Consider the following 18,495-nt stretch of genomic DNA (forward strand, 5'->3'; position numbering starts at 1 on the left):
CTCCCTCATTCCCAGGCGATCCAGTCCAGCCAGAGGTCCAGGGTCCAGGCCCCGCCGAGCACGTCCAGCCGCAGGACGTTGAGGCTGAGGGTCTCCGCGTCGATGCGCCGTACGGTCACGGCGAAGATGTCCTGGAAGGAGTCCCCGTTGCGCGGCGTCACCACCGCCTGCGGCACACCGTCGAACTTCTCGGGGAAGCGGAGCTGGAACTCGCGCATCCCGGTGCCACCGTGCGGGCCCGCCAGGAAGTGCCCGGCCTGCACCCGGTTGAACCGGTGGCCGCTGTTGACGCTCAGGCCGAGCACCTTCGTCGTGCCGTTGACGAACAGCCGGTGCCCCTGCGGGTCGGTGCCGCCGATCGCCACGTCGTTGGCGACCGGGTTGAGCGCCAGCGGTGTGCCGCCGTGCGCCTGCACCCAGCTGTAACGGTCGTGGTGGCCGAGGCGCAGGTTGGTTCCCGAGGTCGGGCCGATGATGACCGTGTTGCCGTTGGCGTCCTGGCTGGAGTTCATCACGTGCAGCCTGCCGACCGGTTCGGTCGTGTTCACCCCGATGTTGCCGGACCCCGTCATCAGCGCGATGTGGTCGTTGGAGTCGTTGCTGACCCCGATCTCCAGCGTGGTGTACTCGCCCCTGCGTGCGTAGTAACGGATCCACGCGGAGTCGCCTGCCCCGCCGCCGGGGTCGCTCGGGAACAGGATGCCCGCGGCGGCGGTCTTCCCGGCCGCAGGCATGATCGCGCCGCCGGTCACCTGCAGCTTGGCCTGCGGGTCCGCCGTGCCGATGCCGACCCTGGCGTCCTGCCCGCCGTCCGGCAGCGTCACGTCCCGGCACACCAACGGTCCTTTGTCGACGGTGACGGCCAGGTGGCCGTCCCAGTAGCCGGGCATGTTCTCGTAGTGCACGTACAGGTTCGCGGCACCCGACGGCGGGCTCGCCCTGAGCCCGCCGATGTCCACGACCACCTCCCGGCCTGCGGCGAGCGCGATCTGGGTCGGGGTGGTGAGCCGCCAGGCCATCGTCTGGCCCTGCTCGGTGGGGTCGCCCACGGTCCAGCCGGGCGCGGTGACGGTGAGGCCCCGCAGGGCGTCCGCGGTGCCGATCGCCCAGTCGGACGCGGGGACGCCGGTCTGCTGGACGTCGAACGCGAGCACGAACGCCGACGGCTTGGCCAACGTGCTCGGGGTCAGCGGTATGGGGTCGGCGGACACGTTGGCGATGCGCAGCCGCAACGGGCTCGACGTGGTGCCGTCGGCGATGACCGTGTTGCCGCCGACGAACCCGGCCACCAGCGGGATGTGCTGCTGCCCGCGCCGGTTCACGATGTTCAGGTGCGCGACCCGCCGCCCCAGCAGCGCCGACGGTTCGTCCGGGTAGGACATCGCGGCGTACCTGAGCTGGACCCGCGTGCCCCGGGTGCCGCCCGTCGGGTCCGCCCCGATGTCGTGGAGTGTGAAACGCAGGCTCTCGCCCGCCGCCAGGGTCAACGCGGCGGCGCTGCTCAGCGCGAACGCGACCGTGCCGTCCGGTGTGGACTCGGTGCGCAGGCGCCAGCCGGCCGGTCCGGTCATGGTGATCGCGTCGACGGAACCCTCGGGCAGCGTCCCGGGGCGCAGCCGCAGCTCCAGGTGGTATCCGTCGTCCGCCGGGTCCACCGCCGCCAGCGTGATGGGCTGGCTCGCGTCGTTGGTGACCGTGAGGTGCATGGTGTTGCCGGTCGGGTCGTCCACGATCGCGAGCACGGCCTGGTCGTCGCTGTCGTGCAGGCTGAACGACAGCGGGTGGCTGCGCCGGAAGGCAGCCATCGCGCTGCGGTCGTCGGCGATGATCGCGGCGACGTCGCCGGCGGCCAGGTCCCGTCCGTAGACCCGCACCCCGGCCAGCCGCCCGACGAACCCGGCCTCGTTGAGCTGTGCCCTGGCGAGGGTGAACCCCCACGAGGTGTAGTTGAACCTGGTGGCGATCGGACCGCCGACGGGCTCGCCGTCGAGGTAGCAGCGCAGGCTCGTGCCGTCGTAGGTGGTGGCGACGTGCACCCACCGGCCCAGCGGCAGGGTCGGCTGTGCCGCGCCGGCATTCCAGACCCCGAGCTGCGTGCGCCCGTTCGGGTCGACCAGCCAGTGGTGCGCGCCCGCACCGGCCTGACCGAACAGCAGCACCCACGCCCGCCGGGTCGGGTACGCGTCGAGCCGCACCCAGCCGGTGATGCTGTGTGCCGGGTTCCCGCCACCGGCACCCGGCGCCACCGAGAGCACCGAGACGGCGTCCGTGCCGCCGAACCCGACGCTGGCCCCGAACTCGTCGTCCGGCACGACGGCCGGACGCCCGGTCACCTGGCCGTGTCTGGCGTGGCTGGAGCTGTCCTCGACCTTCCCACCCGCGAGGGCGTCCAGCCGCAGGTGCAGGAGCAACAGGTCGTCAAAGGCGCTCATCAGCCATCCTCGGGTCTGGCTCGGTCGTCGTCGCGGGTGCCGCTCAGCTGCTCGGTCGCCTGCTGCTGCACCTTCTGGATCAGTGCGTGGACCCGCACGTAGGGCAGTTGTCCCAACGCCTCGAGGACCGTGTTGGTCTCCTCGACGTTGAGGGTGAGGGAGATCTGGTGCGGCATCAGGTTCCGTTCCGGTCAGGCCGACTCGTCGGCACGCAGTGTCAGCCGGCCGCCCCGCAGTTCTTGGCCCGCGGCGAAGGTGACCGCCGTGGTCACCGGCCCGATCCTGGTCGCCCCGAGGTCCACGATGGACTCCACGAGCGGCTCGGTGCCGGCGAGTCCCGCGGCGAGCGCCTGCCTGGCGCGACTGTCCTTCGCGACCACCCTCGCCCGCGCGGAGTCGCCGTCGACCGGTGCGAGCCACCCGGTCTCGGGCTCCAGCAGCGCGTCCCACACCGGCCGGCCGACAGTCGCCGCCAGCCGGTCCACGGTCGCCAGGCGTTCGAGGATGGTGTCGCCCAGCGGCGCGAGGACCTGCTCGACACCGGCGGTCATCGCCAGGAACGGGGCGCCCAGTTCCGCACTGACCCGCTGTGCCGGTGGGACCGCCCGAATGCGGCCGGACGCGCCGGGCACCTGACGCAGCCATGCGACGTGTGGGTCGACGAGGTGTGCCCAGAGTCGGGAGGCCAGCGCGTCGACGAAGACGTCCCGGTGGATCGTGGGCGCCTGCGAGGTCTCACGAAGGCCGCCCCCCGTCCAGCCCCACCGGTAGCCCGGCTCGACCGGCAGCGGCAGGTCGAGCTCGGTGGGGTCGGTAAGCACCGGCCCGCACGGGAACGCGACCTCGATCCGGCCCAGCGCGGGGGCGTAGTGGGCCGGCGGGATGGTGATCGCCTTGACCGGCTGGATGCCTGCCGTCACGTGCACCGTGCCGCGCGGGTCGACCAGCATGCGCAGCACCTGCGACGGGTCGTCGACGGCGTGCGCCACGAACAGCGGCCCGTCGGCGTAGGTGCGGATGGCGGGGTGGTCGAACCCGTCGGACTGCGGCGAGTAGAACGTGTCCTCGCCGTCGCGCCAGTAGCCGATCAGGCCGTCGTCGAGCTGCCGGTAGGCGCCCAGCCGCACCGGGAAGGCGACCCGGGTGAAACCGTCGGTGTCCCGCGTGGTGCGGGCCATGTCCTGCCGGAACTGGTTCCACCCCTGGTGTACGGCAGGCATGCCGAGCACCTCGAGGTCCAGCGCCGCACGGACCAGCGCGAGCGGCCGGCCCACCAGCACCGCGAGGTCGACGTGCTGGTCGGCCGCCGCCGGTTCGATGTTGTCCAGCGCACCGTCCACGGCGGACATCAGCTGCGTCAGGAAGTCCGCGCCCAGGCGCAGGATCGCGGCGACCGTACGGCGCAACGTGTCGTTGACGATGCCGGCGACGGTGGCCGCGCCGGTGCCGCCGGGGGCCGGACGCCAGACCGCCGGTGGCTCGATCGTGCCGAGCGCCCGGCCCGAGGCGTCGTGGACCGCGAGGCCGGCGTCGAGGTGGTCGGGTGAGAACCAGCCGCAGATCGGCGAGGTGTCCGGGTGCTCGGTGGTCTCGATGTCGGCGTCCGCGGCCAGCCAACGGAACACCAGCCTGGCCGGTTGGGACAACCGGGGTGCCAGCCTGACCAGCTCCGGGTTCCCCGGTGTGGTCATGGTCTCCGCCGCGAGCGCGTCGTCGACCGGCACGTCCCGCACCTGCCCGAACGTGTCGACGAGGCGCAGCCGCCGCAACCGCAGCACACCGCCGCGGATCGGCGCGAAGTCGTTCAGCGGCAGGGGAGCGCTGCGGTTGCCGGTGCCGACGGCCGCCGCCACGGTCGCGGCGAGCGCGCGGTCGTCGTCGAAGCCGAGCGGGTCGGCGATCGGCAGCTGCCTCGTCGTCCGGTGCATGAGCAGGGCGTCGTTGAACCCGCCGAGAGACTGGGCGAGGTAGTTCATCCCGCGCAGTTCCTGGAGCGCGCGGATGGCCACGTGACCGGCGTCCGCCGCACGTTCGGCGGGGGTGTCCAACTCGGTGCCCCGGGACGACCGGTACCAGACCAGCAGGTCGTCGAGCACCGCGGCGGGGTCGGTGGCCGGGTCCCCGCCGGTGGCGGCGAGGAACTCGGGCAGGATCTCCTCGCGCAGGAAGTCGGTGATGGCCTGGCGGAGCCGCTCACCCGCGTGCCAGGTCAGGTAGGTCGCGCCACTGTAGACGGCCACCGCGCCGGCCACCGCGGGTGACGCACCGGACTCGACCAGGTCCGGGTCCTGCCCCGTGAGGGTGTAGTTGGTCGTGATGAACCCGGGGTCGTAGCTGTCGGTCTCCGGGTGGAGGTTGCCCTGCTCCCGCACGGGGGACACGGCCACCTCCCACTCCAGCTCGATCGGGTTCCACGGCGCGCCGTCCGAGTCGCGGAACGCCACGCTGCCGTCCTGCCCGTCCTCGAACTCCCGCAGGCTGTTGACGAGCAGGTCGAAGGCCCGCTGGTCGTCGGCGAGGACGTCCTTCAGCAGGTCCCAGGGCAGGACGTGACAGGCGAGCCGGTCGTCGGCACGCAGCCGCCCGTCCCTGCCGTGGCGGTCGACCGCCACCGCGTCGTCGCCGGTGAACAGCACCACGGGGTCGGTCGGCTGCCAGAACCGTGGCGCCACCACCGGTTTGAGCTCGTAACGCAGCCCGGCGGCCCGCAGCGGCGCCGAGTCGTTCAGCCGGTCGAGGGCCACCGTCGCGGCGGTGTGGGCGGCCCGCAGCCGGTCCTCCGGTGTACCGGGTCCCGGCTCGACCGCGGCCGCGAGCGCGCTGACCAGGGGCAGGTCCTCGGTTTCCAGGAACGCCCGCGCCTCGTCGACGTCCGGGTAGGCGCCGGTGGCGTCCGGCGGGTAGGCGCAGAGCTGGTACTTGTACCAGTCGGCGAACAGTTGGCGGCGTGCGGACTCCAGCTCGGTGGCGGCCCGGTCCCTGGTCTGCTGGGCGTCGTTGAGCGCGGCGAGCAGGTCGGCCAGCTCCGGCGGGAGCGGCACCTCGGCCTGTGCCTGAGCCCGGCCGACGTCGGCCGGCCGGGGAACCGCCGAGACGCCCGAGGGGCTGATCGTCCACCGCACGTCGCCGCGGTGCGCGGTGAACCCCTTCTCGTGGCGCAACGCGCGGAACCGGGCACCGACGTCCAGGGTGTGCCGCGCCAGCCGCGGCGCGAGCTGGATCCCCTCGAGCTGGTCCTCCACGGCGAACCTGTTGGCCGGGTCCAGCCGGGCGGCGAGCGCCACCGACAACGCCTCGGTGCCCGTGTTGCCGACGCTGACGACCGTCCGCTCACCCGGCGGTGGGGCTGGTGTGGTGAACCCGAGGCTGGCGTAGCAGGTCAGCATCGTCGGGAGGTCCCCGGTCCACGTCGGGGTGATCGTCCACGCGGCCTCGCTCTCGAGAGCGGCGCTGTCGGCCACGGTCCGCAGGAAGTCCTGACCGGCGTCGGCGTACCAACCGAGCAGGTCGTACCGCAGCCCGGCGGGCAGCGGCCCGCTGATCTCCGGGTCGTGGAAGCCGAACACGCTGTGGCAGTTGGGGTACAGCGCGGCGAACACCGGGTCGCTGTACTCGTCGGTGCCCCTCTCGAAACCGACGGCGGTCAGCGGCGACACGTACTCGGCGGCCGGGTCCTCCTCGGTCCACAGCTCCTTGGGCACCGTGCGCCCGAGATACCGGAACGGCCGGTGCCGCCCAGGTCCCGGCGCGACCGGTACGGCGACACCGACCGTGGCGCCGGTGCCGTCGGGATGCAGGTAGTCGCTCTCCACCACCCAGGAACGGGTGGGCAGCGGGGCGTCACCCGCTCCGCTGAACCTCCGGCGGACCAGCCAACGCGTGGGCACGGCGGGAAAGTCGGTGCGGTAGCCGGTGTCCGCGCCGCGGGAGTCCTGGCGGTGGTGGCCGTGTGTGAGCGCGTCGGGCAACGACCAGTGCAGGTGGACCCCCGCGCGCAACACCGCGGTCGCGTCCTGGAACGGCCTGGCGACGATCTCCTCGCTGATCTGCGCCACGTCGCAGTTCACGTCGGCCGTGCCGTCGGTGAACGGCAGTCTGTCGAACTCGACGGAGCCTCCGACGACGGTGCGGTCACATGGACAATAAAGGGCGTCCAGATGGACGGGCACCATTAACACATTACTCATGAATGGCATCAACAATCCGGCAATGCCACTAGTAGAAACACCGTGATTTGATTCCCCGTGAAAGTCTCGCACGACTATAGCGGACTCCAGGTGGGCCGGGCAACAGGCGGAAGTGGCTTACTGCCAACCCTTTTGGGGTGATCTCACCAAGCCCACTCTCGACAGGTGGAAGATTCACGTGGCCCGCAAGGCGGTGTTCCGGAATCGCGTCGCGCCGACGCCGGACTGCTTTTCCGCTCCGTCTCGTCGCGCAATGCGACCGGCCGGTTCTCAATCGACCGTCTGTGGACAGCAATCCGTTTTGACCCGTGACGGAAAAGGGTCCGGCGAAGCCGGATCGCGGGTGTCGGGTCGGGGGCCACGCCCGGTCATCGCTGCCCGTGTCGCTGTCCGGTGTCATCGTGGACCGCCCTGTTCATCACGCGACCTCGGACGTCGACGAGATCTTCACCTCGGACGGTCCACAGTGGTCAGCCGTTGCCGTGGGCGTGTGTTCTGGGCGGGATCTTCGGAGGGACGGGCACGGAGGAACCGGCTACACCGAGACCGGTGAACACCTCCCCGGCCGTCTCGAGGAACGCGGCCAGTGCGCTCTTGCGTTCCCGGCGGCGCAGCCACGTCATCGTCACCGTGGTCCGCGACTCGGCGCCGGCGAGCGGGATCGCGGCGACCTCGCCACGAGCCACGGGTCCGCTGACCGCGATCTCGGGCAGGAGGGCGCACCCCATGCCGGCCGCGACGCAACTGCACAACGCCGCGAAGCTCGTGACCTCCGCGATGACGACCGGTCCGTCCGGGCCGAGTCCGCCGACCGCCCGGTCGTACATCTCGCGAAACCCGCAACCCGGCTCGGTGGCGAGGAACGGCTCCCGGTGCAGGTCGAGCATGCGCACCTCGTCGAGCGAGGACAACCGGTGTGTGGTCGGAGCGACGACCATCAGTCTGTCGTGCGCCAGGGTGCGGCCGGCCAGCGCCTCGTCGGCAGGCGGACTGCCGAAGGTGAGGCCGGCATCGAGCTCACCGCGGCGCACCGCGCCGTACAGTTCGCCGCGGTTGCCCTCCCGAACGATCACCTTCACCCTCGGGCAGGCCGCGCGGTACCTGGCGAGCACCGACGGCAGGCGGTGCGCGCAGAGCGTTTCCAGCGCGCCGATCGTGAGCTCCCCGGACGGTTCGTCCGGATCGTCCACCACGGCGGACCGCGCCTCCTCGACGAGCAACAGCACTCGGTCGGCGTACTCGATGAGGCGCGCTCCGGCCGGTGTGAGTTCGAGTTTGCGTCCGCGCCGGTCGAACAGCCGCGAACCGAGTTCGGTCTCCAGTGCCTGGATCTGCTCGGTCACGCTCGACTGGGCGTAGTGCAGTTCCGTTGCCGCCCTGGTGAAGCTCAACGTCCTCGCCACGGCGCGAAACGCACGCAGGTGCCGCAACTCCATTGAGGGAACTCCTGTCCGATCCATCGGTCGCGCCGATCCCGGCCATCGTAACTGCCTGCTTCTGTCCGCAGCGTTCCGCTGGGAAGGTGACACGTGGAGGTCGGGCACGTCCGGACTGTCCATTTCGCCTCTCGGGAGAAAGCGGGCCATGACAACGCGAAGAACACCGTCGAGTACCAGTGCGACGCCACCACCTGCCGTGGCGGGGAATCGTGACGGGCTTCTCCTGCTCGCGCTCTCTCTCGGTTATTTCCTCGTCATGCTCGACACGACGATCATCACCGTCGCCCTGCCCGCCATCGGCGACGACCTTTCGGGCGGGCTCAGCTCGTTGCAGTGGGTGTCGAACGGGTACACCGTCACCTTCGCCGCGTTGCTCCTCACGGCGGGCGCCCTGTCCGACAAGTTCGGCGGCAGGCGGGTTTTCCTCATCGGGTTGTGGTCGTTCGCGGCGCTTTCCGCGATCAGCGCCGCGGCCACGTCGATGGGCATGCTCATCGCGCTGCGCGCCGTGCTCGGCCTCGCCGGCGCGTTGCTGGTGCCGACCTCTCTCGCGTTGATCGCGAACACCCATGCCGACCCGTCGGCGCGGGCGAGGGCTCTCGGCGTGTGGGCGGCGCTCAGCGGATCGGGTCTGGTGGCCGGGCCGATCGCGGGCGGGTTGCTCACCGACGCGTTCGGCTGGCGCGCGATCTTCGTGGTCAACGTACCGGTCGCACTGGTCTGCGTGTGGATCACCACGCGCCGTGCACCGGAGACCGCGCGGCGACCGGGCCGGGGAATCGACCTGACAGGCCAGGTCGCGGCGGTGGTCGCGCTGGGCGGGCTTGCCTTCGGGCTCATCCAGAGCGGTCCGCTCGGCTGGGACGATCAGCAGGTGCTGGTCGCGCTCGGGCTCTTCGTGGTCGGCGCGGTGGTGTTCGTGGCGGCCGAACGCAGGCCGGCCACCGAGAACGGGGGGCCGGTGCTGCCCGGCGGGCTCTTCCGCGGCCCGGTGTTCGCCGCCGGTCTGGTCGCGGGCGCCGTCGCGAACTTCGGGCTCACCGGTGTGCTCTTCGTCCTGTCGTTGTCCTTCCAGGACACCCACGGCTTCTCCCCGTCCGTCACCGGACTGGCATTGCTTCCCCTGACCGTCCCGACGGCGTTCAACCCGATCCTCACCGGGCGGCTCGTCGCGCGGATCGGCGTCCGCGTACCGGCGACGCTGGGCTTCGTCATGATGGCGGTCGGCACACTGGCCCAGGTGTTGTTCGCAGGCAACTCCCCGGGTGAGGTCGTGATCGCCGTGGTCGGTCTGCTCGTACTCGGTTTCGGCGTGTCCTTCGCGATCCCGTCCCTGTTGGCCGCCGTCGTCGGCTCGGTGCCGACGGAGCTCGCGGGTGTCGGATCCGGCGCGCTGAACTCCGCCCGCCAGACAGGTGCGGTGCTCGGCGTCGCGGTGCTCGGCGCGCTGTTGAGCGACGGTGACGCGCATACCGGCGGCGCGCGGTTCGCGCTCGTCGTCGCGGGCGTGGTCCTGCTGGTGGGTGCGGCGGTCGTGGGCACCTTCCTCGGACGCGGGTCCTGACACGACAGCGGAAGCGACCCGTCACCCGGGGGAGTCCGCGGAGGTCGTCCGCGCGCGTCCCCGGCAGGGTTCACCCGGACAGGGCCCTCGGCCGGATCGGGAGGTCGGCCCGGCCGCGGCCGGGCCGCCGTGCGGCCGACATCACCGCACCGGCGCTGGACTGAGTCCGGCTCCGGCCGTCGTCGACGAAGTGACCGGGAAACCGTGCGGCGAATGCCGTCTGGTGGGCCTGATATGTCGGCTCCGGCAGCGCCGTCCTCGCGGATGTGCAGATTGGCGGGCGTGTTCCTGTCGGCGTGGAAATATCCTTGTCGCGAAATGACTATTTCTGGACCGTGTGACTGTCACCGAATGCGGGGCAGCTCCCCGCATCGGCGGTCGGGCGGTCGGAGAGGAGGTAGAGCACGAAGCTGCCCCCGCGGCGGTCGGCCGCCGGCTCGTGACCGGAATGATCACCGTGGTCCGCGAGCAGGAACCCTGCGGGCATCCAGCCGAAGGTGTCCCTCCTCGCCGCGTTTGCCCCGAAATGACCAGATAGGCTGGCGTCGGTCCAGGCGCACGCCGACCGGCCCGCGGGCCGGTCGAGTCGGCCCGGCGTCATCGGTGCCGCGTGGCGCCGACTCGGCCGGTGAAGCCGCCCTCGAATAGCTCGCGTTGGCTAAGATATTCGCGGCTGTCCGTTTCTTTGGCGTTTTTCCTGTGTTGTCGGACCCGGCAGTTGTCACTGGATGAGTTGTTTTGATTTTCTGGGAAATTGTCGTTAGTTTCTCCGGCGAGAGGGCTCGAGTGGCGGCGCATATGTCGCACCCGGCCACCTGACTGCCCAATGATGGACAGCAGAGGAGACTCGTTGTGAGATTGCAGACCGTCCTCGCCGCCTGTGTGGCCGTGGTATTCCTGGCCGGCGGGTGTGCCCGCAGCGGTCCCGCGGGTCAGGAGGATTCACCGCGGGAACAGGCGAGCTCCGCCGACTTCGGCGACCTGAAGAACGTGTGCCAGAAGGGTGACGCGAAGTCCGCGCCGACGCAGGGGGTCACCGCGGACACGATCCAGGTCGGTGTCTTCACCGATGTCAGCTTCACCAAGCAGTCCCATTTCGTGGATACCGCGACGGTGTTCACGAAGTGGTGCAACGAGCTGGGCGGCATCAATGGCCGCGAGGTCGTCGCCACGACCCGTGACGCCAAGCTGACCGAGGTGCCCCAGCGCATGCTGGAGGCCTGCGGTGAGGACTTCGCACTGGTCGGCGGTGGCGCCGCGCTGGACGCCCTGGGTGTCCAGCAGCGGCTCCAGTGCCTGCTGCCGTCGTTCCCCGCGCAGGTCACGATGGTCGGCAACATCGGCTCCGACCTGCAGGTGGCGAGCCTGGGCGGCGCCTCGTACAACCGGTACGCCGGCTTCTACGGCTGGCTGATGAAGGACGCGTACCCGGACTCGGCGGGTGCGGTGGGCCTGATCTCCGGGGACGCGGCGATCACGAAAGTCCTGGCGGCCCAGACGAAGGAGGTCCTCGTCGGGTCCGGCGGGACACTCAGCTACGACGACCTCTACCCCGTGCAGGGCGTGACGGACTGGACGCCCTACGCGCAGTCCATCAAGAGCAAGGGCGTCAAGGGCCTGGTGTTCCTCGGTGACTTCACGCAGCTCGCCAAGCTGGAGCAGGTGCTCACGAACATCGGCTACAAGCTGGACTGGATCGACGTCAACAGCAACTCCTACGGCCCCGAGTTCATCCAGCTCGCCGGCCCGGCGACGCTGGAACTCCAGAACAACGTGGCCGACCTGAGTGGCGTCTACCCGCTGGAGAAGGCCGACGACAACCCGGCGACGAAGCAGCTTTCCGACCTGTTCGCCAAGTACGCGCCGGACGCCCACGTGTCGATGCCTGCGGTGCGTGCGTTCGCGGCGTGGCTGCTGTTCGCCAAGGCCGCCAAGTCCTGTGGTGACGACCTGACCCGCCGGTGCGTGTACGACGCGGCGATGAAGGAGACCAAGTGGACCGGCGGTGGCCTCACCGCGCCGGCCGACATGTCGAACCAGGACGGTCCGGTCACCTGCTTCAACGTGGAGAAGGCGACCAGGGACGGCTGGGAGCCTGCCGACTTCGAGCCGGACGAGGGTGCCTACCGCTGTGACGCGCCGGAGTACAGGTACCAGGGTCCTTACCCCAAGCCCGCCACGCTCGCCGACGTCGGTAAGAGCTTGAACGACGTCAAGTGATGGAGCAGCTGCTCACGTTCGGGATCGTCGGGCTCTCGACCGCCGCGATCTACGCGGTGATCGGCAGCGGGCTCGTGCTCACCTACACCACCACGGGCGTGTTCAACTTCGGGCACGGCGCGGCCGGGATGTTGGCGGCGTTCGTGTACTGGCAGCTGACCGTCGACTGGGGCTGGCCGGTGCCGCTGGCGCTCGTGGTGGTGCTGGGCCTGCTCGCCCCGGTTTTCGGCCTGTTCGTGGAGCGGATCGTACTGCGGCCGGTCGGGCACCTCGGCGAGGCCGAGCGGCTCGTGATGACCGTGGCACTGCTGAGCGGCTCGATCGTGCTGGCCCAACTGGTGTGGGACCCGACCAAGCCGCGGCCGCTGCCGACGTTCTTCGCCGAGTCGCCGCCGCTGCGGATCGGGCCGACGGTGGTCACCTGGCACCAGGCGACCACGATGGCCGTCGCCGTACTGGTCGCCGTGGGGCTGTGGGTGTTGCTGTACCGGACGCGGGCAGGCACGGAGATGCGCGCCACCGTGGACGACCGGGCGCTGGCCGGGCTCACCGGCGCCGACCCGGTGCGTGCCAACAAGGTCGCGTGGATCCTCGGTACCCAGCTCGCGGCGGTCGGAGGGATTCTCATCGCGCCGACCGTCGCGCTCGACGCCACCCAGCTGTCGTTGTTGATCGTCAGCGCCTACACCGCCGCGATCTTCGGCAGGCTCCGCAGCCTGCCGCTGACCTTCCTCGGTGCGGTCGTGGTCGGCTGCCTGGAGAGCTACCTGACCGGCTACCTGCCGCAGAACCCCTACCTGCCGGGGTTGCGGCTGGCGGCCCCGGCGCTCCTGTTGTTCCTCGCCCTGCTCGTCTTCCACCACGGCAGACTCCGGGGCCGGGACCGCAAGCTCGTCAGGGTGCCGCTGCCGAGCATGCGTGGCACCTGGGTGTTCGCCGGGGTCACCATCGCGTTCGGCGTCGTGCTCGCGACGATGCTGGGGGAGGCCGACCTGATCACCTACGGGCCGGTGTTCTCCCTCGGTGTGGTGGCGTTGTCGTTCGTGCCGCTCGCGGGTTACGCGGGGCAGATCTCGTTGTGTCAGCTGAGCATGGCCGGGATCGGCGCGGTCGTGTGGGGTCATCTCGGTGCGCAGGGCAACCCGGTGGCGCTCCTCGGGGCGGTCCTGGTCGCGGCGCTGGTGGGTGGGTTGGTCGCGATCCCGGCGTTGCGGCTGTCCGGGGTGTACCTGGCGTTGGGCACGGCGGCGTTCGCGGTCGTGCTGGACCGGTGGATCTTCACGCTGCCCTCGTTCGAGGTCCTCGGGGTTCGTGTCGCGTTGTTCGACCAGGGCTCGGTCGCGGTGAGCGGGCCCCGGTTGTTCGGCTGGCAGCTCGACACCGGGGCGGAGCTGACGGTGTTCGCCGCCGTGGTCCTCGCGCTCGCCTCGCTCGGCGTCGCGTGGTTGCGGCGCAGCCGGTCCGGGCGGCGGCTGATCGCGTTGCGGGACAGCGAGGCCGCGTACGCGACCCTCGGCGGCAGCCTACTTCGCGCGCGGGTGGCCGTGTTCGGGCTGTCCGCGGGCATCGCGGGCCTCGGCGGCGCCCTGTACGGCATGCAGCAACGTGCGATCACCGCCGAACAGTTCTCGTTCGTGGCCGGGCTGCCGCTGTTCCTCATCGCGGTGGTCGGCGGTCTCGGCCTGGTCGGCACCGGCCTGTTCACCGGCGCGGCCTACGTCGTGCCTGCGAAGGCACTCGTGGTCGTGGCACCGTGGGCGCAGACCGCCGTCGCGTTGCTGCCCAGCCTCGCAGGCATCGCCCTCGGCCGGCACGCGGACGGGGTCGTCGCGTGGTCGCGGCGTGCGTCGGCGTCGGCCGCGCGGGCCCGCACCAGGCCCGAGGAGGTGCCGGTCGAGTGGCGGGGCGTGCGACGGCCATGGCGTCCGGGCGACGGGGAGGAGCTGGACCGTGCCATCACTGGAAGTTAGCGGGGTGACCGTCGCGTTCGGACGGGCGAAGGCGCTCGACGGCGTGGCACTGGCGGCGGAGGCCGGCCGGGTCACCGGGCTGATCGGCCCGAACGGCGCCGGGAAGAGCACGCTCTTCGACGTCGTCTCCGGGCTGCGCCGGCCGCTGTCGGGCCGGGTTCGCCTCGGTGGCCGCGACGTCACCCGCATGAACCCGGCCCGCCGGTCCCGGCGCGGGCTCGGCAGGACCTTCCAGCGGCTCGAGCTGTTCGGCCGGCTCAGCGTCCGCGACAACCTCCTGGTGGCCGCCGAGCTCGGACCGCAGCGCCGGCACGCGGCCCGTGCCGTGGACGCGCTGCTCGACCGGCTCGCGCTCACCGACGTCGCGGACCTCGCCGCGGACGCGCTGCCGACCGGTCTCGGCCGTCTGGTCGAGGTCGGCCGGGCGCTGGCCGTGCGGCCGTCGGTGCTCCTGCTCGACGAGCCCGCCGCGGGCCAGGACGCCGCCGAGACCGAGCGGTTCGCCGCGCTGCTGCGGTCCGTCGCCGCCGACGGGACAGCTGTCGTCCTCGTCGAACACGACATGTCGCTCGTGATGGCCGTCTGCGACGTCGTGCACGTCCTCGACCTCGGCAAGGTCATCGCCGTCGGTCCGCCCGAGGCCGTCCGGCGCGACAGGACCGTGGTCGCGGCCTACCTGGGGGCGGCATGACGCCACTGCTGGAACTCCGTTCGGCGCACGCGGCATACGATCGCGTCACCGTCGTGCGTGGCGTCGACCTCGCCGTCGACGCCGGGGAGGTCCTGGCGCTGCTCGGACCCAACGGCGCGGGGAAGACGACGGTGCTGCGCACGGCCGCGGGCGTGCATCCGCTCGCGGCCGGGCGGCTGCTGCTCGGTGGTCGGGATGTCACGGGTGCGGCACCTCGGGATCTCGCGCGGGCCGGGGTGTGTCTGATCCCGGAGGGTCGTGGGGTGTTCCCGAACCTGTCCGTGCGGGACAACCTGTGGATGATGACGTTCACCGGTCGCGGCCGCGAGGAGGTCGAGAGCGTGGCCTACGCGCGGTTCCCGGTCCTCGCGCGGCGCGCGTCGCAGGCGGCGGGCACGTTGTCGGGCGGTGAGCAGCAGATGTTGGCCCTCGCCAGGGGGCTTGCCACCGATCCCGCCGTGCTGCTGCTGGACGAGCTGTCGATGGGGCTCGCGCCGAAGGTCGTTGCCGAGCTGTACGAGCAGGTCGCCGAGATCGCCCGGCAGGGACCGGCCGTGGTCGTCGTCGAGCAGTTCGCCACGAGTGTGCTCGGTATCGCCGACCGGGTGGCCGTGCTCGTGCGCGGCCGAATCGAGCGGCAGGGCCGTCCTGACGACGGACTGCGCAAGGACCTGGCCACCCTCTACCTGGGGAGTACGACATGACCACCACCGAGTCGCGTGCCGACCGGTTCGTGCGCGAGCTGGCCGAGCTGAAGATCCCCGACCCCGCGGCGGGACGGTCGACCCTCTGGTTACGCGTGGGCGCCACGCTGATGGTGCTGGGTCTCGTGCTCGCCGGGTCCGCGTACTTCATGACCCACAGCACCTCCGACCCGCTCGCCCAGCGCGACGCCCTCGCCCTCGCGCTCGGCGGCATCGCGGGCTGCGTCGTCGGGAGCGCCCTGTTCCTGCGGTACTCGCTCACCGGCTTCCTCCGGTTCTGGATGGCCCGCCAGTCCTTCGACATCGCCGCGCTCGCCGACCGGCTGAAGGACGGGGACGACCGCATGGCGGAGTGACCGCCTACGCTCCCGCGGTACGGCCGACCGGTCGGCGGTCGCGGTGCACGGTGTGGAGCGCGATGCCCAGGCCGCCGACCGTGATCAGCGCGGCCGTGAGGTAGATCGACCTCGGTCCCGGCCCTGCGACGAGCTGCCCGCCGAGCCAACCGGCGAACGCCGCGGAGAGTTGGAACCCGGAGGCGTTGCCCAGCAGGCCGGCCGAGGGGATCGAGACGTCCAGGTCAGCGGCGCCGTCCGGCCCGCCCCGCCGTACTCGAATTCATCACGGAACGACAATCACGGCGCGGATTTGTTATGACGATCTGATGGTGTCGCAAAACATCGATTAACTCTCTTGTCGCATATACTTGGGCGGGGGTTAAGGTTGATGCGCGGGCGTACTCGAGCCCTTTCCCGGATGTGACCGGAGCTGATCGATGCAATTCCCGTGGGGGCGCCGTGGTGGGCGGTCCATCAAAGCGCGTGTTCTGACCATCGCGCTCATTCCCAGTGGCACTCTGTTGCTGCTGGGCGGTGGTGCCACGGGTTATCTGGTCCACGAGGGAATCAGCCAGCGCACCCAGGCGACCGCGATGCAGCGGACGGCGAGCCCCGGGGTGTTGTTCTTCGGCCAGGTCATCGAGGAACGCAGGCTCAGCATGCTCTGGCTGGGCGGTGACGCCTCCGTCGCCGCGGGGCTCACCGCGCAACGGCCCCTGCTCGACAGGGCACTGCGGGAGATCACCGCCGTCGGTGACCTCGACCTGGAGGACGAGCGGGTCAGAGGCGCCTCCGACTCGCTGATGACGGCGTGGGCCGGGCTCGATGCCCTGCGCGGGGCGGTCGATGCCCGCTCGGTGTCCCCGGCACAGGCCTACGCCGCCTACAACCAGCTCACCGACGCGATCGGCGCCGGTCAGCGGGGCGCGGCCGCGCACGCGCCCGACCTGACCAGCTCGTCGCGGCTCGCCGTGGCCGGCGGGGTTTACGAGGTGCTGGAGGCGATGTCCCGGGCCAACGCGCTGGCCGCGTGCGCGGTCGCGGCAGGCGGCTTCGACCGGTCCGGGCTGCGCGAGTACTCCGACCTGGTCGGGGCCTACCGGACGGGGCTCGCCCGCCTGGCGCCCGCGCTGGGCGAGCACGGCCGGGACCGGTACGAACGGCTCGTCGCCTCCGGCTCGTGGCGCCTGCTCGGCGAGCAGGCGAACGCCCTGCTCGACCGTGCCGGCCCGCTCCCGCTCGACATGGCCGCCTGGCAGCACGCCGCCACCGCCGTCACCGACGAGCTGGTCGCGATGCTGGTCGACCAGGTCCACTTCGGCGAGGGCGCCGCACTCGACAACGCGCGGAGCACGCTCGTCAGCTCGCTCGTCGCCGGCATCGCCATCCTGCTGATCGCCGTCGCGGCGTTCCTCGTCGCGCTGCGCCTGGCGAACCGGCTCGTGGGCCGCATGGACCGGCTGCGCGAGCACACCCTCGCGATCGCCGACGAGCACCTGCCGGTGGTCGTCCAGCGGCTGCGTGCCGGCGAGCTGGACGCCGCGGTGGCGGAGGTGCCGAGGCTGGAGCTCGGCACCGACGAGCTGGGGCAGGTCGCGGAGGCGTTCACCAAGGCCCAGGAGACGGCCGTCCTCGCGGCGGCACGTGAGGCGGAGACCCGCGCGGGCCTGAACGCGGTGTTCCTGAACATCGCGCACCGCGGCCAGGTCATCGTCCACCGCCAGCTGGAGGTCCTGGACGAGGCCGAACGGCGCCAACAGGACCCCGCGCACCTCGAGCTGCTGTTCCGCCTCGACCACCTGGCGACCAGGGCCCGGCGCCACGCCGAGAACCTGGTCATCCTCGGCGGTGGCCGGCCGGGCCGCAGGTGGCGTGAACCGGTGCGCCTGGACCAGGTCTGCCAGTCCGCCGTCGCCGAGACCGAGCACTACACGCGGGTGACCACGATCCGGGTGCCGGACGTCTCGATCGACGGCGGCGCGGTCGCCGACCTCGTGCACCTGCTCGCCGAGCTGGTCGACAACGCCACCTCCTTCTCGCCGCCGCACGAACCGGTCGACGTGCGGGGGAGCGTGATCGGCGAGGCGGTGGTGCTCGAGATCGAGGACCGGGGTCTCGGCATCCCGGCGGACCGGCTGGCGCGGTTCAACGCGGTGCTGCACGAGCCACCCGACTTCCACGTCATGGCGCTGACCGAGCGGATGCGCCTCGGGCTGTTCGTCGTGGCGCGGCTCGCCGGCCGCCAGGGCGTCGCCGTCACGCTCAGCCCGTCGCAGGGTGGTGGCACCCGGGCGGTCGTGCTCGTCCCGTCCTCACTCGTGGCCGCGAGCCGGCCACATCGGGGACAGCCGGCGCCGGAACCGGTGCCGGGCCGGCACCGGCGCACCGAGGCCGGCCGGGAGCGTACGGCGGAACGGTCCCGTGACCGGACGGCGGAACTGTTGCGGGGCACCAGGTTGGGTCGCCAGGCCCGCCGTCAGGGACTCGGTACGTGATCACTCATCTCCACGAAGGCGGAAGACATGCTCGACCCGAACACCCACCGGCTCGACTGGCTGCTCGACGACCTCGTCGACCGCCTGCCCGGCGTCGAACAGGTGGTCGTGCTGTCGGCCGACGGGCTGTTGATGGCGCGGTCCAAGAGCGTCTCGCGGGACAACGCCGAGCACCTCGCGGCGATCGCGGCGGGCATGCACAGCCTCGCCCGTGGGGCGGGCAACCAGTTCGGCAAGGGCACGGCGCGGCAGACCCTCGCGGAGCTGGACACGGCGTTCCTGATCGTGACGTCGACGGGCAGCGGTGCCTGCCTCGCACTGCTCGCCGAGGAGGACGCCGACATGGCGATGGTCGCCTTCGAGGTGAACGTGCTCGTGGAACAGGTCGGGGTCGCGCTCTCCGCCGAGCCGCGGCAGCGGGCGGGCGATCCGTGGTTCGGCGCGCCGAGGTGAGT

General features: G+C 71.4%; 12 protein-coding genes. 8 read left to right on the forward strand and 4 right to left on the reverse strand.

Annotated features, from left to right (window positions below; all coding sequences use genetic code 11):
* Positions 1–5: 5 nt before the first annotated feature.
* The 4 genes from CLV71_RS04085 to CLV71_RS04095 form a co-directional block, all read right to left on the reverse strand.
* Positions 6–2,432, reverse strand: a complete 2,427-nt coding sequence (locus CLV71_RS04085) for a LamG domain-containing protein (RefSeq protein WP_133901259.1) — start codon at positions 2,430–2,432, stop codon at positions 6–8.
* On the reverse strand, positions 2,432–2,608 hold the full coding sequence (locus CLV71_RS47470; protein ID WP_166663922.1) for a hypothetical protein: 177 nt from the start codon (positions 2,606–2,608) through the stop codon (positions 2,432–2,434). Before CLV71_RS47470 ends, CLV71_RS04085 begins: the two co-directional genes overlap by 1 nt.
* Before the next feature lie 15 nt (positions 2,609–2,623).
* Positions 2,624–6,619, reverse strand: coding sequence for a hypothetical protein (locus CLV71_RS47475; protein ID WP_166663923.1), 3,996 nt, complete (start codon positions 6,617–6,619; stop codon positions 2,624–2,626).
* 470 nt (positions 6,620–7,089) lie between these two features.
* Positions 7,090–8,055, reverse strand: a complete 966-nt coding sequence (locus tag CLV71_RS04095; RefSeq protein ID WP_133901260.1) for a LysR family transcriptional regulator — start codon at positions 8,053–8,055, stop codon at positions 7,090–7,092.
* A gap of 148 nt (positions 8,056–8,203) precedes the next feature.
* On the opposite strand from CLV71_RS04095, the gene CLV71_RS04100 reads away from it, so the two are divergent.
* The 8 genes from CLV71_RS04100 (at position 8,204) to CLV71_RS04135 (ending at position 18,493) form a co-directional block, all read left to right on the forward strand.
* Positions 8,204–9,622, forward strand: a complete 1,419-nt coding sequence (locus CLV71_RS04100) for an MFS transporter (RefSeq protein WP_133901261.1) — start codon at positions 8,204–8,206, stop codon at positions 9,620–9,622.
* Positions 9,623–10,474: 852 nt separating this feature from the next.
* The gene (locus CLV71_RS04105; RefSeq protein ID WP_133901262.1) at positions 10,475–11,842 is read left to right on the forward strand and encodes an ABC transporter substrate-binding protein; all 1,368 of its coding nucleotides are present in this window, start codon (positions 10,475–10,477) and stop codon (positions 11,840–11,842) included.
* Positions 11,842–13,812, forward strand: coding sequence for a branched-chain amino acid ABC transporter permease (locus CLV71_RS04110; protein WP_133901263.1), 1,971 nt, complete (start codon positions 11,842–11,844; stop codon positions 13,810–13,812). Before CLV71_RS04105 ends, CLV71_RS04110 begins: the two co-directional genes overlap by 1 nt.
* Positions 13,793–14,503 carry an ABC transporter ATP-binding protein gene (locus CLV71_RS04115; protein WP_133901264.1) on the forward strand — a complete coding sequence of 237 codons (711 nt, stop codon included), beginning with the start codon at positions 13,793–13,795 and terminating at the stop codon, positions 14,501–14,503. Before CLV71_RS04110 ends, CLV71_RS04115 begins: the two co-directional genes overlap by 20 nt.
* A complete protein-coding gene (locus CLV71_RS04120; protein WP_133901265.1) occupies positions 14,500–15,207 on the forward strand; it encodes an ABC transporter ATP-binding protein in 708 nt (235 codons plus the stop codon). Before CLV71_RS04115 ends, CLV71_RS04120 begins: the two co-directional genes overlap by 4 nt.
* The gene (locus CLV71_RS04125) at positions 15,204–15,563 is read left to right on the forward strand and encodes a hypothetical protein (protein ID WP_133901266.1); all 360 of its coding nucleotides are present in this window, start codon (positions 15,204–15,206) and stop codon (positions 15,561–15,563) included. Before CLV71_RS04120 ends, CLV71_RS04125 begins: the two co-directional genes overlap by 4 nt.
* Positions 15,564–15,982: 419 nt before the next feature.
* Positions 15,983–18,040 (forward strand): sensor histidine kinase, encoded by a 2,058-nt coding sequence (locus CLV71_RS04130; RefSeq protein ID WP_133901267.1) that lies wholly within the window; start codon positions 15,983–15,985, stop codon positions 18,038–18,040.
* A gap of 27 nt (positions 18,041–18,067) precedes the next feature.
* Positions 18,068–18,493, forward strand: coding sequence for a roadblock/LC7 domain-containing protein (locus CLV71_RS04135; RefSeq protein ID WP_133901268.1), 426 nt, complete (start codon positions 18,068–18,070; stop codon positions 18,491–18,493).
* The last annotated feature ends 2 nt before the right edge of the window (positions 18,494–18,495 follow it).

The organism is Actinophytocola oryzae (assembly GCF_004364325.1).
In the GTDB taxonomy this organism is placed as follows: Bacteria; Actinomycetota; Actinomycetes; order Mycobacteriales; family Pseudonocardiaceae; genus Actinophytocola; species Actinophytocola oryzae.